Here is a 14,318-nt window from a genome sequence, read left to right as displayed (position 1 = left end):
CTTTTTTATTGCCTTTTGTGTGACTCGCACCTCGCGGCGGATGTGTGCTATCATACCGCGCTTTTGAGTTTCCGAAGAGATATTCGCCTTGAGTCAACCAATCAAACTCCTTGTCGGACTGGCCAATCCTGGGCCGGAATACGCGAAAACACGCCATAATGCAGGTGCTTGGGTTGTCGAAGAGTTAGCCCGTATCCATAACGTCACGCTCAAAAATGAGCCGAAGTTTTTTGGTCTGACCGGACGTTTGTTGATTAACAGCCAAGAGTTACGCGTGTTAATCCCCACCACTTTTATGAATCTCTCCGGCAAAGCGATTGCTGCACTGGCCAATTTCTATCAGATCAAGCCAGAAGAGATCATGGTTGCCCACGATGAGCTAGACTTACCACCCGGTGTGGCAAAATTTAAGCAAGGTGGCGGACATGGCGGGCATAATGGGCTCAAAGACACCATAAGCAAATTAGGCAACAACAAAGAATTCTATCGTCTACGGCTTGGCATCGGTCATCCGGGACACAAAGATAAAGTAGCCGGTTATGTGCTCGGCAAAGCACCTGCTAAAGAGCAAGAGTGCCTTGACGCCGCAGTGGACGAATCTGTTCGCTGCCTTGAGATCCTGCTCAAGGATGGCCTCACCAAAGCACAAAATCGTTTACACACTTTCAAAGCTGAATAAGGTTACAGTCATGGGTTTTAAATGTGGCATCGTCGGTTTGCCAAACGTAGGTAAATCAACTCTTTTTAATGCGCTGACCAAAGCGGGCATCGAAGCAGCTAACTTCCCGTTTTGTACTATCGAACCAAATACAGGCGTTGTGCCTGTGCCAGATCCGCGTCTGGATGCCTTAGCCGCGATTGTCAAACCTGAACGCATTCTGCCAACGACGATGGAGTTTGTGGACATTGCAGGTCTAGTGGCGGGCGCATCAAAAGGAGAAGGTCTAGGTAACAAATTCCTCGCTAACATCCGTGAAACCGATGCAATTGGTCACGTAGTACGCTGCTTTGAAAACGAAAACATCATCCACGTGGCGGGTAAAGTGTCACCGCTGGAAGACATCGAAATCATCAACCTTGAATTAGCGCTGGCTGACTTAGACAGCTGCGAGCGCGCGATTCTGCGTCAAAGCAAACGCGCTAAAGGTGGCGATAAAGAAGCCAAATTTGAACTCGCGGTACTTGAAAAGCTGCAACCTGTTCTGAGCGAAGGCCAATCAGCTCGTTCAGTCAACCTAACCAAAGAAGAGTTACTGGCCGTCGGTTATTTAAACCTGCTGACGCTAAAACCCACCATGTACATTGCGAACGTCAATGAAAATGGTTTTGAAAACAACCCATATCTGGATGCGGTGGTTGAGTTCGCAGCCAAAGAAAATGCTTCTGTGGTAGCGGTTTGTGCAGCGATCGAGGCGGAACTGTCTGAACTTGAAGAAGAAGAACGCGATGAGTTCTTAGCCGACCTCGGTATTGAAGAGCCAGGCCTCAACCGCGTGATTCGCTCAGGTTATGACCTTCTGAATCTACAAACTTACTTCACCGCAGGCGTGAAAGAAGTGCGCGCATGGACCATTCCTGTCGGTGCGACCGCACCACAAGCCGCGGGTAAGATCCACACTGACTTCGAGCGTGGTTTTATTCGTGCTGAAGTGATCGGTTACCATGACTACATCCAATTCAATGGTGAGTCAGGTGCCAAAGATGCCGGTAAATGGCGCTTGGAAGGTAAAGAGTACATCGTAAAAGATGGCGATGTAATCCACTTCCGCTTCAACGTTTAAATCTCGCTTTACTGAGAACCAAAAGCCAACCAAAGTGTTGGCTTTTGCCATTTATAAGCCTCTAAAAAATGATCTTTATGACTCTCCAAGCGTAATGAATTTGTTGTTTTGGTGATGGTTTTTGATCATAAACACGCCTCTTTGTTTAAAAAAAACCCGAACGGTTGGTTTCAAAGAATTTATTCAAAAAAACTGTTGACGCTCCTAACCCATATCCGCATAATGCGCTCCGTTCTCAGCGATAAGGCATCGCCTTCTCGTTAAGAAAATAAAATTTGGCTACGTAGCTCAGTTGGTTAGAGCACATCACTCATAATGATGGGGTCACAGGTTCGAATCCCGTCGTAGCCACCAAATTTTGACAATTTGATGCTTTTGACACGCGGTGGTGGCGGAATTGGTAGACGCGCTAGCTTCAGGTGTTAGTGTCCTTCGGACGTGAGGGTTCAAGTCCCTCCTTCCGCACCAAATGCATCGAGTTGTAATAAATTTGCGGAAGTGGCGAAATTGGTAGACGCACCAGATTTAGGTTCTGGCGCCGCAAGGTGTAAGAGTTCAAGTCTCTTCTTCCGCACCATATTTTGATGATATTAATCATCACAGCAGGTCTGTCGCCAAGCGGTAAGGCAACGGGTTTTGATCCCGTCATACCTAGGTTCGAATCCTAGCAGACCTGCCATTTTTCAAACTTTCAACGGAGCAAAAACCATTGGAAGTCGGAGCGAGATTGTATTATAATCTCTCGCTCGAAAAGATGGCTACGTAGCTCAGTTGGTTAGAGCACATCACTCATAATGATGGGGTCACAGGTTCAAATCCCGTCGTAGCCACCATATTACAATTTGATGCATTTAACGCGGTGGTGGCGGAATTGGTAGACGCGCTAGCTTCAGGTGTTAGTGTCCTTCGGACGTGAGGGTTCAAGTCCCTCCTTCCGCACCAAATGTATCGAATTCTGTAGGTCTGTCGCCAAGCGGTAAGGCAACGGGTTTTGATCCCGTCATACCTAGGTTCGAATCCTAGCAGACCTGCCATTATTTCGATGATTTGAGCAATCAAGTTGTCAGCAAAATTTGCGGAAGTGGCGAAATTGGTAGACGCACCAGATTTAGGTTCTGGCGCCGCGAGGCGTAAGAGTTCAAGTCTCTTCTTCCGCACCATATTTGGTGATGTAAATCATCACTGCAGGTCTATAGCCAAGCGGTAAGGCAACGGGTTTTGATCCCGTCATCCCATGGTTCGAATCCATGTAGACCTGCCATTATATCGATGAGTTGAGCATTCAAATCATCAAAAAAGTTTGCGGAAGTGGCGAAATTGGTAGACGCACCAGATTTAGGTTCTGGCGCCGCGAGGCGTAAGAGTTCAAGTCTCTTCTTCCGCACCATATTAAATCTGAAAAGATTTAGAGTGGCTACGTAGCTCAGTTGGTTAGAGCACATCACTCATAATGATGGGGTCACAGGTTCGAATCCCGTCGTAGCCACCAATTACAATTTGATGCATTTAACGCGGTGGTGGCGGAATTGGTAGACGCGCTAGCTTCAGGTGTTAGTGTCCTTCGGACGTGAGGGTTCAAGTCCCTCCTTCCGCACCAAATGTATCAAGTTTTGTAGGTCTATCGCCAAGCGGTAAGGCAGCGGCTTTTGATGCCGCCATTCCCTGGTTCGAATCCAGGTAGACCTGCCATTATTTCGATGACGTGAGCAATCAGGTTATCAGCAAAATTTGTGCGGAAGTGGCGAAATTGGTAGACGCACCAGATTTAGGTTCTGGCGCCGCGAGGCGTAAGAGTTCAAGTCTCTTCTTCCGCACCATTATTGAGAGCAACGACGATCGTCGTGCAGAACACTGCAGGTCTGTCGCCAAGCGGTAAGGCAACGGGTTTTGATCCCGTCATACCTAGGTTCGAATCCTAGCAGACCTGCCATTACATCGATAATTTGAGTAATCAAATTATCAACACAATTTGCGGAAGTGGCGAAATTGGTAGACGCACCAGATTTAGGTTCTGGCGCCGCGAGGCGTAAGAGTTCAAGTCTCTTCTTCCGCACCATATAAACAAACCTAGCTTCGGCTAGGTTTTGTTTTATCTGGGCTTTATTCATAAGCTTACGCTACTTTCCTACTACCACGAAGATCCTTCTGACAGGACACCGATATTCTCTTAACTCATATTCTTATGTCATCTCTAACATGATGAAGGCTGATGCTCACTCTTTTCTGTTTTTACGTTTATCCTTAGGTCTCCCCAAATAGCGGGCAATAAAAAACCCAGCTGCAGCTGGGTTTTTTCCTATCAACTCGAACTAGCCTAGAAGAGCCAGTGCTGAGTTGGGTGCCTGCTTGGCTTGTGCGAGAACAGAACTTGATGCCTGAGAAAGGATCTGCGCCTTGGTCAGTGCAGTCGTTTCTTTGGCAAAGTCCGTATCTTTGATCCGGCTCTTAGACGCATTTACGTTTTCGTTAATGTTATCTAAGTTATTGATAGCGTGGTTGAATCGGTTTTGGAATGCACCGAGTTCAGCACGATGGCTATCCACATATTTCAAGGCAGCGTCGACAATCGCCACACTCTCTTGTGCACCACCAACTGTGGTGACATCCAGAGTATGAACCGTTACATCTTGTGCAGCTCCGATACCTAACTCACCCGCAAGTGCGCCACCAAAAGTCGCAGCACCATCGATTCGGTTGTTATCGGTGAATAGCTGTAACTTACCTTCTTCATCAACCGAGGCTTTGATCATGTCGGTTTGACCGTTGATGTAAGTTGCTAGCTCTTCGATGTCATCCCCTTCTTTCGCATTGATTGAAATGGTGACATCGCCTTCGCGTTTGTCTTTCAGAGTGATGGTCAGATCGGTTTTACCCGCTTCCACGCCCCAGTTTTTGTCTTTACCGTTAGCCGCTTGATAGGTTTTACCTCCCATCAAAGCGTTATCGCTGCGCATATCTTTGATGTTAAGCATTACCGCTTCACCGTTATCCGCACCAATCTGGAATGACTTGGTTGCGAATGTACCATTGAGCAGCTTGTTACCACCGAAAGAGGTGGTTTCTGCAATACGGTTGAGCTCATCATTCAACGCGGTAATTTCTTCTTGAATCGCAACGCGTTCGGACTTCGAGTTAGAACCGTTTGCTGATTGCAAGGAGAGATCCCGCATACGTTGTAAGATGTTGGTGGTCTCATTCATTGCCCCTTCCGCGGTTTGCGCCATCGAAATACCATCGTTGGCGTTACGAACGGCAACATCTAGACCTCGACTTTGCACGTTCAAACGGTTAGAGATCTGCAGGCCTGCCGCATCGTCTTTTGCGCTGTTAATTTTGTATCCTGATGATAGACGTTCCATTGACAATTGCTGTGCATTGGTTGCACTCGTCAAGTACCGTTGTGCTGTCATTGCTGACACGTTGGTGTTTACATTCACCGCCATAGTGGTATCTCCTATTGATTTTCCGACGTAGCGGAACTCCCAAACGGTCTCCGACGTCTCGGAAAACCAAGCAGTTCTCTCAAAGTTACCTCTATTAGCGACTCGTTGAATAAATCCTTTAACAAAAAGATGTTTTTTTACCCTAACACCTCTGAAATCTATGCATCTTGAGAGATATTACACAAATCACATAAATATCAGGCTGATAGGCTCAAGTTTTCCCCATGATGGCCGAGGGCATCTACTCACGCTTCGGGAACCGTTCCTCAGCGGATGATAGGAAAAAGTAGAAAAGATAAAGGTGGGGGTAAAACGCAGAAAAAAGAAAAGCCCCTTTTCCTTTGAGAGAACCGGGGCTATTTGGTGGTAGCCATCGCCAATGTGGAGATCAAGAGAAATGAACACATTTTGGCTAACCATTAGGGGCGCATGATTATGTTTTGGGCTAGATGAGCAATTTTGAGTGAGAGAGCTCGCCTAACATTGCATAACCATACTTTGCCAAAGTCCCTTCATTACATACCCACGTCTGAGCTCATTAATGAAGGTACCGGGAACTACTGCAATAACGAGATTGCAGAGTTTGGCAACTGTTTCGCTTGGGCAAGAATTGAAGTCCCCGCCTGTTGCAGAATCTGAGATTTGGTAAGTTGCGTAGTTTCCTTCGCAAAATCCGTATCTTTAATCCGACTTTTCGACGCTTCCACGTTCTCCTGAATATTCGACAGGTTACTGATGCTGTGACTGAGTCGGTTCTGTTTCGCACCGAGGTCAGCTCGTTGCGAATCGACGTATTTTAATGCGGCATCGATGATACCCACTGCGTTCTGTGAACCACCGACACTGGTGATATCAATGTCTTGAACTGTGGTTTTCACACCTGGACCACCATTGAGGCCAAGTTCGGTTGCCAAACCACCGGAGATATTGAAATTGCCTTCAATATTGGGTTCAGCAACAAAAATCTGCAGTTTGCCTTCTTGGTCAACCGAAGCTTTGAACAGATCCGTTTGACCGTTGATGTAAGTGGCCAGCTCTTCAATGTCATCACCATTTTTGGCCATGATATCGAGCACGACTGCCTCACCATCTTTCTTGGTGAACTCAAACTTCAGGTCACGAGCGGTAGGTGGAACCCCCCACTCTTTAGTCTTGGGTTGTTCGGCAATAAAGGATTGGCCACCCATGCGGAAATCATCAGCACGTACACTGGTCAGTCCCATAATGATCGCTTCACCCGAGCTAGAACCGATTTGGAACGAAGCTTCACCAAACGAACCATTGAGTAGCTTACGACCACCAAATGACGTGGTTTCAGCGATACGGTTCAGTTCATCTTGCAGTGCCACCGACTCTTCATTCAGAGCCTGACGCTCTGACGCCGAGTTGGTACCGTTCGCCGATTGTAAGGCGAGGTCACGCATACGCTGCAAAATGCTGGTGGATTCATTCATCGCACCTTCTGCGGTTTGAGCAATCGAAATACCATCGTTGGCGTTACGCATTGCCACATCCAAACCACGAGATTGCGCCGTTAAACGGTTTGAAATCTGCAGGCCTGCCGCGTCATCTTTTGCACTGTTAATGCGATTACCTGATGAGAGACGTTCCATGGAGGTGTTAAGATCTCCCGTCGCCTTGGTCAGATAACGTTGTGCGGTCATCGCCGACACGTTGGTATTTACGTTAATGGTCATAGTTTGCTCTCCTATCGAGTTCGCAAGCTCATTTGCGAAGCGGTCAGCTTTGGTCTCTTTTGGAAGCACTGACCGTGAATAACTTGCCAAATCGGCCCAAAGGCGGATTTAAAAACCGGTTACAACAACTCTGATGTACTTCATTCAATTAGTGTGCCAACTTTATCTTCTTTGACACCCACTGATATACATCGCTTATTTTCAATGAGTTACATTGTCTATCTAATTCAATCAGCCACTCAGAGTTGCCGATTTCAGTGAGCGGCAATCCATTTTGCCGCTGACTTGCCGCTTTGGTTACCCTGTACAACTTTTCACCAAGGCTCTGTATTGTACTAGCAACTTCCGCGCCACTTTTTACTCAACTCACTTCGCTCATATGGCTTAAGCACATAAGGCATTGAAGGTTAGATGTAGTTAAAAAGGGTGAGATCTTTGGTTTTACCAAATGCTTTCTGCGATGCTTCAAGGGCACGTGAGTTTTGATTAAATTCAATCACTGCATGGGCGTAATCCAAATCCTCAAAGGTGCTTTTGGATTTTGCCAAGCTGATTTTAAAATCTTCGTGCTGCTCTTGCTGAATATCGAGCGTACTCAAACGCGCACCAATATCCGTTCTAGTTTTGTTGAGATGGATAAAGGCGGTATGAAAATCTTCAACTAACTGATGCAACTTGGCTGTATTCGACGCATCCGATACCGACCCTTCTGCGTAGCGAATCGCATCACGGAAAGTATCAAACACGCTAAAAGTGGTGCGAGGCGTCAGCTCAATCGCATCTCCTTTACTGATCTGCCCTTTGACCTGAATGTTCAGCTCTTCAAACTGGATGCCGGTTTTCGAGTCAAACTCCCCCGCTTGCACTACACTGCCGTTACGCTCTAACTGATAGCCATTTTTTCCTTCTGGCATATCAACAAATGTTACGCGATAGGATGCGGTATCATCAGGATTGAGGTTAACTGCACGCTCTAAGAGCAGCTCGGAGCCCTCTTGCAGCGCATAGTTGGGCTCATAGCTGCCAAAAGGATTCGGGATATCCATAAACACTTTGCTGCCTGGATTATTAAATGGAATTTCCAAGCTGTTGGAGATCTTCATTTTGCGCTGATAATCATCCCCCGCGTAGGTTACATTGCCTTGGTTATCACGAAAGAAGGGCTGATTTTTGGGTTTGGTTCCAGCAAAAATATAGTTACCGGATTCATCTTGTACGTTAGCGAGATTGATGAAGTTATTGGCCATTTCTTGCAATACGCGCGCCCGAGCTAACCGATCTTCTGGTGACAATGAGCCGTTGATCATCTCCATCACCGTACGCTTTGCAGAGTCTGAAAATTCTTCGGTATTGGCGATGATGACTTCTTGATGCTCAAGGCGGTTACGTACTAAAACAATCGCATCTAAGTACTGGCGCAACTGCTCTTCTTGTTGCCCAACGTTTTGGATGTAGTGCGTCGCCAGTGGGTTATCACTCGCTGACAACAGCTTCTTACCAGACGCCAATTGCGCTTGGTTATTAAACACTTTCGATTCCTGACGACGGATGTCATTCTGAACCGCTTGGTAGTTATGGAAACTAGAGATTCGGTTTAACATTTACCCATCTCCCTATCGCAACGCCAAAATGGTGTTGAAAGTGTCGTTCGAGGCCTGAATGATGCGTGAGGAGGCCATATAAGCTTGCTGAAATTTCATCATATTGGCGGCCTCTTCATCAAGGTTCACACCAGAAATCGAAGCGATGCGTGATTGTGCAGCCTCTTTCTCCAGTCTTGCCACATCGGTCAAACGCGTCATGGTGGCCATTTTTAGCCCCACATCCGTGTTGAGGTTGTGGTAAAGATCGATGATGGTGGACTCGTTATCATTCATCCGTTTTGCAGTTTGAATGTTGATCATTTTACGCAAGTTGCCGTTATCCCCTTCTGAAGGGACAAGGTTTGCTGTGAACTTGTCATTAGGCAAAGCGCCTTCCGTTATCTCAAAAGTAGTGCCCAATACGGTTACAGGTCCTGTCGGCGGATAAGGTTGAGGCTGGAGTAAAATATTGCCTTTGGTATCCGTTACTGCAAATTGATCGCCGGTCGGCGAAACAATCACTTCAAACTCTCGAATATCCCCAGCTTGCAAAATTTTGAATTTCGCTTTGCCTTGAGCAAACGTGGTCGATGCTTCAAAACTCTGTGCGGCAATTTTTGTCGCATCTTCTGTTGCTAAACGAATGGCTGCCGCACCGTTACGAGTTGGGCGCACCAAAATGCGTTCCCCGACCTGTGGTGGGTTACGCACTTCTACGCGTAAGCCATCGACATACACATTGCCTTTTACCACCGGCAATACGGTCTGCTGGCCTGACGGCAATGTCACCACAAATTCATTGCCGTTGTACTGCATGGAGTATTCGCCACCCTTTAACTGGCTGACATCTTCAATAAACACCGCCATATCGGCTTTAGAATTACTGTTGGTCACCACACGAGAGCGGGCAATGACATCCAAATTAACATCGGTAAACAGAGCGCTACCCACATTACCACGCAGGTCTAAACCTTGTGATTGTAAGGTATTCACTTCATGAGAAAAGGAGAGTGCAAGGCGACCGACTTCATCCATCAAGTAAGGAATGTGCTCATCACGCATATCTAAAATGGCTTCCAGCTTACCGCCAATATCACGTGCGGAGATGGCTTTGAGCGCCTTGCCTTCCACCATGGCTAAACGGTGTTGCTGAGTATCAGGAAAACCATCAATCACTTTCAACTGGCTTGCTTCAGTACCGGAAACCAAAGTGTGGCCGTTGCCGATATGGATGTTAAAACCTTCACCGTGTTTTCTTTGCGTTACCGTAACTTTGGTGTATTGCGACAGTTCGGACACCAGCTTTTCATGCTTATCCATCAAATCGTTATGCGGCCCTGGTACACGCATCATCAAACGCTGCAGATCACGAATTTCCAACGCCAGTTGGTTGATGCGTTCAACGCCTAGGGATAAGCCTTTATTGGTAATGTCTTTTTGTAAGCGAACTGTCTCATGGAAGTCATTCAGGTTTTGTGAAATGAGCTTAGCTTTTTCGAGTGCCACTTTACGGGCACCCAAGTCATTGGGCGAATCAGCCAAACTTTTTACTGAATCAAACCACTCATTGAGGTTTTCAGGAATTTTCTTCGAAGCTACAGAGGACAGTAGCTTAGATAGCATATCGAGGTTTTCTTCGGTATCTCGCTTAAAGGCGTAATTGGTAGAGGCAATATTCAGCTCTTTAACGGCAAACTGATCCCACGAGCGGCGAACATTTTCCACATGCACACCCATACCGTAAGTTTCACCGCCGTATTGGCGAGGCATATTGGTCCCTTGGATCACAGACTGACGACTGTAACCCTCTGTATTAACATTGGAAATGTTATGACCTGTGGTATTGAGTTGTCTCTGAGCCGTCAGTACGCTTTGCGTACCCACATTCAGAAGATCAGACGCCATACTGCCCCCGAAAACCGATATTAATCAGTAAAAATCACTGAATCTAAACAGTATTAGCAATATGCATGCCAAATTGGATTGGTTCAATTTACTCTAATAAAAATAGCAAGTTAGGATTGGCAAGCTGGAAATATAGTGGGCGTGAAAGAGTGCCGCCGGAAATATTCCGGCGGACGATTTATAGTAGGTTCATTTGATCGATTTGCGCTTTTACACGCAGTACCTTGTCGGCATATTGAGGGTCTGTCGCGTACCCAGCGCGGTGGATACCGTGGATAAAGCGTTTACTGCTCCCCCCATGATCCAACGCATTGGTGTAACGCGGGTTGTTTTCCAAGAAACGGACATAATCGTTAAAGCTATCATCAATGCTGGCATAAGATCGGAATGCGGCTTTTTCGATAACCGGAACATTGTTGTGATATTCCAAGGTTTGGGTCGCGACTTTATCACCCTGCCAGCTGCGATCGGCTTTGATATTAAAGAGGTTATTGCTGTTGCCACGGGCATTTTTGACCATTTTTTGCCCCCAACCTGTTTCCAGTGCCGCTTGCGCAATCAACAACGAAGAATCGACCCCGAGCATACGTGCCGCTTTATCTGCATAAGGTTTGAGTTTGGTGACAAACGAATGGCGAGAATCAAACTGTGTCGATTGAACCGCTTGTGTTTTACGCAACGGATACACCGCAGCCACCAAGTCTTCTTTGCTGCGCTCACTGGCGGTTTTGCGTGCATGTTCCACACGGCGCATTGCTTCTTGGAAGCCATCCTCCCCTTTTTGCTCGCTCGCCGTTTGTCCGGTCGAGAGCTGAGCGACTATCATATCAGCCAAGCCAAGCGAACCTGATGAGCTGAACTCACTCGCCATCTGCTCATCCAGCATCTGGCGATAAAGATCTTCATTCTGGCTACTCATAAGATCTGATTTAAAATCACTATTCGCATCACGCATGGATTTGAGCATCATGGAGGTGAAGATTGATTCAAATTGGCGAGCTGCCGCGGTTAACGCTGACTGCTCAGCATTTTGATCACCATTCAATGCCTTTTGGCGTAACTTGTCGAGGCCGGCGATATCGTGGATAAAGCCAATATCATTGGGATTATTAATCATGGCTGACTCCTTAAATAATGATCAGTTGGCCTTCAATTGCACCCGCTTGTTTCAACGCTTGCAAAATCGCCATTAAGTCGGAAGGGGCAGCTCCCACTTCGTTAACTGCACGAACCAGATCATCCAAAGTGACCCCAGGCTCTAACTTAAACATTTTGCCCTGCTTTTCTGTGATTTCTATTTCGGTATTTGGTACTACAACGGTCTGACCGCCACCCAATGCATTAGGTTGACTAACATTCAAGTTTTCTTTGATCGCCACAGTCATACCACCATGAGTCACTGCTGCAGGTTTAAGACGAACATTCTGCCCTACCACTATGGTGCCGGTACGTGAGTTAACAATAATTTTCGCCGCGCTGTCTGCAGGATTGAACTCAAGGTTCTCAATCGCGGAGAGGAAGGCAACACGCTGACTAAGATCGCGCGGTGCACGTACTTTGATTGAAGCCGAATCCACCGCTGAAGCCATTTGTGGCCCCAAGAACTGATTCACAGCATCGGCTAAACGCTGTGCCGTCGTGAAGTCAGATTCAAACAGGTTGAAGGTGATATAATCGCCACGGCCAAATGGGTTAGGGACTTCACGCTCAACAATCGCGCCACTGGAGATCATCCCAACTGTTGGGTTGTTACCAACAATTTTCGACCCATCGGCACCGGTTGCACTAAACCCACTTACCACTAAGTTACCTTGTGCCACTGCGTAAACTTGTCCATCCAAACCTTTTAGGAAGGTTTGCATCAAAGTGCCGCCACGTAAACTTTTTGCCGATCCAATCGAAGAAACCGTGATATCTATGGTTTGACCTTGCTTAGAAAAGGCGGGCAGATCAGCGGTGACGATCACGGCGGCAACGTTTTTGGTTTTTGGCTTGGTGCCAGGAGGCAATTGAATGCCGAAGCTTTGCAGCATGGCGTTAAAGCTTTGATCAGTAAAAGGTGTCGACTCGCCTGTCCCCGGCAAACCGGTGACCAAGCCGTATCCGACTAATTGGTTGTTACGAACGCCTGCAACCTGCGCGACATCTTTGATCCGTGCGGCTTGCGCGCTGGAAGCCAGCAGCAACATCAATAAAATCGTGAATTTTCTCATGGCAGATGTACCTTACTCTCTAAAACAACGATGAGGCCAAAAGGCCTCACCGTTCACTATGCTGTCAATAAACTAACCCAGCGGCTCGACTTATAAAGAGACATTAAAAAATCGTGCCAAGAATCCGGGTTCTTGCATATCTTGGTTGGTTCCAGTGCCAGAATATTGAATTCGCGCATTGGAAATACGGTTAGAAGCAATCGTATTATCGAAGTCGATATCATCCGGACGAATGGTACCACTCAAACGAATGTACTCATCTCCCGTGTTCAAAGTGAGCCATTTTTCACCACGGATCACTAAGTTACCGTTGGCTAGGACTTCAATCACTTCAACCGTAATCGAGCCTGACATGCTGTTACTTTGGTTAGCTGCCGCACTCCCTGAAAACTTATTGGCATTTTTCAGCGCGTAAGAGAAATTATAATCCCCGATGGTCAAATCTTTGCCGCCGACCGCCAATGGATCCATCGAAGCATCATTTTTCTTATTCAGATCCGCATCAGCACTTTTGGCCGCTTTGGTACTTTCATTGAGAGTCACGGTAATGATATCGCCCACACCACGCGGTTTAGAATCGTCATACATGCTACTGCTGCTCGCCAAATTAAACAGCGAGCCCGTTTCGGCGGCGTAATGTTCAGGCTTACTTTTCGGATGAATCGGTGCCCATGCAGGATCGCCCGCAACGGGGTCGGTACGATTGCGCAGAGCATCGGTCAAACCAGAGTTACTCTCAGATTTATCCCCCTCAACCGCATCCACCGTCGTAGTACCTTGAATGGTTTCAGCGGACTCAATCGGTGGCTGCATCAAGCTACAACCTGAGAGCAAAATCAATAAGCTGGAAGCAAGTAGACGTTTCATAACGGCCATCTCTTAGTTAGCAATTACAGTTGTTGGTTGACGAAGCTCATCATCTTATCGACGGCAGAGATGACTTTAGAGTTCATCTCATACACACGCTGCGCTTCAATCATGTTGACCAACTCTTCCGTGACATTCACGTTCGAGGTTTCGAGCATAGATTGGCGCACATCACCCAAACCATCCAAACCGGGAACCCCTTCTTGTGGCTCGCCACTGGCTCCGGTTGGTAAGTAAAGGTTTTGTCCAATCGGTTCTAAACCACCTGGGTTAATGAAATCAACCGTCGTGATCTGACCTAGTACTTGGTTATCCTGCTGGCCACGGACACGAACCGACACTTCACCATCATTACCAATCGTAATAGAAATAGCGTCTTCCGGAATGATTATCTCTGGCTGCAAACGATAGCCTGAACCGGAGGTTACAATCGCGCCTTCGTCATCCAACGTGAACTGACCATTACGGCTATAAGCAATGTTGCCATCCGGCATTAGAATTTGGAAAAATCCGTCACCTTCAATCATCATGTCCAAGCTGTTGGAAGTCGTTTGTACGTTACCGTGCGTGTGTACCTTTTGGGTTGCCACGACCTTAGAGCCAGCGCCCAACATCAAACCACTCGGCAAACGAGTATTTTGCGAGGATTGCGCACCCGGCTGGTTAATATTTTGGTAAAACAGATCTTCAAACACTGCACGCCCTTTTTTAAAGCCAATGGTTGAGGCGTTAGCAAGGTTGTTGGAAATCGTTGCAATGTTAGTTTGTTGGGCATCTAAGCCGGTCTTACTGACCCATAGTGCTGGTTGCATACCTAACTCCTACCTTA

Annotated in this window: 10 protein-coding genes and 16 tRNA genes; 18 read left to right on the top strand and 8 right to left on the bottom strand. The window is 47.0% G+C overall.

The annotated features are described in order from the left end of the window. Positions 1-88 precede the first annotated feature (88 nt). The 18 genes from pth (at position 89) to R4537_RS08990 (ending at position 3,837) form a co-directional block, all read left to right on the top strand. Positions 89-679: an aminoacyl-tRNA hydrolase gene (gene pth, locus R4537_RS09075; RefSeq protein WP_000081943.1), complete on the top strand. Its 591-nt coding sequence runs from the start codon at positions 89-91 to the stop codon at positions 677-679. A 10-nt stretch (positions 680-689) separates the two neighbouring features. Continuing rightward, positions 690-1,781: a redox-regulated ATPase YchF gene (ychF, locus tag R4537_RS09070; RefSeq protein WP_071178738.1), complete on the top strand. Its 1,092-nt coding sequence runs from the start codon at positions 690-692 to the stop codon at positions 1,779-1,781. A gap of 277 nt (positions 1,782-2,058) precedes the next feature. Then, a tRNA-Met gene (locus R4537_RS09065) sits at positions 2,059-2,135 on the top strand. 28 nt (positions 2,136-2,163) lie between these two features. Beyond that, positions 2,164-2,249 (top strand) — tRNA-Leu (locus R4537_RS09060). A gap of 24 nt (positions 2,250-2,273) precedes the next feature. Next, positions 2,274-2,358: transfer RNA gene (locus tag R4537_RS09055), tRNA-Leu, on the top strand. A 27-nt stretch (positions 2,359-2,385) separates the two neighbouring features. Beyond that, positions 2,386-2,460, top strand: a tRNA-Gln gene (locus tag R4537_RS09050). Positions 2,461-2,537: 77 nt separating this feature from the next. Continuing rightward, a tRNA-Met gene (locus R4537_RS09045) sits at positions 2,538-2,614 on the top strand. A gap of 23 nt (positions 2,615-2,637) precedes the next feature. Further along, positions 2,638-2,723: transfer RNA gene (locus tag R4537_RS09040), tRNA-Leu, on the top strand. A gap of 17 nt (positions 2,724-2,740) precedes the next feature. Then, positions 2,741-2,815: transfer RNA gene (locus R4537_RS09035), tRNA-Gln, on the top strand. Between the two features lie 41 nt (positions 2,816-2,856). Then, positions 2,857-2,941, top strand: a tRNA-Leu gene (locus R4537_RS09030). Between the two features lie 26 nt (positions 2,942-2,967). After that, positions 2,968-3,042, top strand: a tRNA-Gln gene (locus tag R4537_RS09025). Between the two features lie 41 nt (positions 3,043-3,083). Beyond that, positions 3,084-3,168, top strand: a tRNA-Leu gene (locus tag R4537_RS09020). A gap of 25 nt (positions 3,169-3,193) precedes the next feature. Beyond that, positions 3,194-3,270: transfer RNA gene (locus R4537_RS09015), tRNA-Met, on the top strand. Between the two features lie 22 nt (positions 3,271-3,292). Then, positions 3,293-3,378: transfer RNA gene (locus R4537_RS09010), tRNA-Leu, on the top strand. Positions 3,379-3,395: 17 nt separating this feature from the next. After that, a tRNA-Gln gene (locus R4537_RS09005) sits at positions 3,396-3,470 on the top strand. 43 nt (positions 3,471-3,513) lie between these two features. Further along, positions 3,514-3,598 (top strand) — tRNA-Leu (locus R4537_RS09000). 38 nt (positions 3,599-3,636) lie between these two features. Then, positions 3,637-3,711, top strand: a tRNA-Gln gene (locus R4537_RS08995). 41 nt (positions 3,712-3,752) lie between these two features. Beyond that, positions 3,753-3,837: transfer RNA gene (locus tag R4537_RS08990), tRNA-Leu, on the top strand. A 253-nt stretch (positions 3,838-4,090) separates the two neighbouring features. Here the strand turns inward: R4537_RS08990 and flaC are convergent. The 8 genes from flaC to flgG all read right to left on the bottom strand — a co-directional run bounded on the left by flaC (position 4,091) and on the right by flgG (position 14,301). Further along, positions 4,091-5,224, bottom strand: coding sequence for a flagellin C (flaC, locus tag R4537_RS08985; RefSeq protein ID WP_000290377.1), 1,134 nt, complete (start codon positions 5,222-5,224; stop codon positions 4,091-4,093). A 557-nt stretch (positions 5,225-5,781) separates the two neighbouring features. Then, entirely contained in the window at positions 5,782-6,921 is a 1,140-nt protein-coding gene (flaA, locus tag R4537_RS08980; RefSeq protein ID WP_000154824.1) for a flagellin A, read from the bottom strand. Between the two features lie 407 nt (positions 6,922-7,328). Beyond that, positions 7,329-8,522, bottom strand: a complete 1,194-nt coding sequence (gene flgL / locus R4537_RS08975) for a flagellar hook-associated protein FlgL (protein ID WP_071179120.1) — start codon at positions 8,520-8,522, stop codon at positions 7,329-7,331. Between the two features lie 12 nt (positions 8,523-8,534). Beyond that, positions 8,535-10,409, bottom strand: coding sequence for a flagellar hook-associated protein FlgK (gene flgK / locus R4537_RS08970; RefSeq protein WP_071179121.1), 1,875 nt, complete (start codon positions 10,407-10,409; stop codon positions 8,535-8,537). A 178-nt stretch (positions 10,410-10,587) separates the two neighbouring features. Next, positions 10,588-11,526: a flagellar assembly peptidoglycan hydrolase FlgJ gene (gene flgJ, locus R4537_RS08965; RefSeq protein ID WP_071179122.1), complete on the bottom strand. Its 939-nt coding sequence runs from the start codon at positions 11,524-11,526 to the stop codon at positions 10,588-10,590. A 10-nt stretch (positions 11,527-11,536) separates the two neighbouring features. Further along, complete coding sequence (locus R4537_RS08960; RefSeq protein WP_001225053.1) at positions 11,537-12,622, bottom strand: flagellar basal body P-ring protein FlgI; 1,086 nt, start codon at positions 12,620-12,622, stop codon at positions 11,537-11,539. Positions 12,623-12,712: 90 nt separating this feature from the next. Beyond that, positions 12,713-13,489 (bottom strand): flagellar basal body L-ring protein FlgH, encoded by a 777-nt coding sequence (gene flgH, locus R4537_RS08955; RefSeq protein ID WP_071179123.1) that lies wholly within the window; start codon positions 13,487-13,489, stop codon positions 12,713-12,715. 23 nt (positions 13,490-13,512) lie between these two features. After that, positions 13,513-14,301, bottom strand: coding sequence for a flagellar basal-body rod protein FlgG (gene flgG / locus R4537_RS08950; protein WP_001182095.1), 789 nt, complete (start codon positions 14,299-14,301; stop codon positions 13,513-13,515). Between the last annotated feature and the right edge of the window lie 17 nt (positions 14,302-14,318).

The sequence above is a fragment of the Vibrio paracholerae genome (genome assembly GCF_037672085.1).
GTDB lineage: Bacteria > Pseudomonadota > Gammaproteobacteria > Enterobacterales > Vibrionaceae > Vibrio > Vibrio cholerae.
The sequence above is the reverse complement of the archived record's forward strand: the minus strand, read 5'-3'. Positions and strand labels throughout refer to the sequence as shown.

Bases quoted from the DNA above. Each gene is read 5' to 3' on its own strand.
- ychF (WP_071178738.1), top strand. From the start codon at position 690: ATGGGTTTTAAATGTGGCATCGTCGGTTTGCCAAACGTAGGTAAATCA.
- flaC (WP_000290377.1), bottom strand. From the start codon at position 5,224: ATGGCGGTGAATGTAAACACCAACGTGTCAGCAATGACAGCACAACGG.
- flaA (WP_000154824.1), bottom strand. From the start codon at position 6,921: ATGACCATTAACGTAAATACCAACGTGTCGGCGATGACCGCACAACGT.
- flgL (WP_071179120.1), bottom strand. From the start codon at position 8,522: ATGTTAAACCGAATCTCTAGTTTCCATAACTACCAAGCGGTTCAGAAT.
- flgK (WP_071179121.1), bottom strand. From the start codon at position 10,409: ATGGCGTCTGATCTTCTGAATGTGGGTACGCAAAGCGTACTGACGGCT.
- flgJ (WP_071179122.1), bottom strand. From the start codon at position 11,526: ATGATTAATAATCCCAATGATATTGGCTTTATCCACGATATCGCCGGC.
- R4537_RS08960 (WP_001225053.1), bottom strand. From the start codon at position 12,622: ATGAGAAAATTCACGATTTTATTGATGTTGCTGCTGGCTTCCAGCGCG.
- flgH (WP_071179123.1), bottom strand. From the start codon at position 13,489: ATGAAACGTCTACTTGCTTCCAGCTTATTGATTTTGCTCTCAGGTTGT.
- flgG (WP_001182095.1), bottom strand. From the start codon at position 14,301: ATGCAACCAGCACTATGGGTCAGTAAGACCGGCTTAGATGCCCAACAA.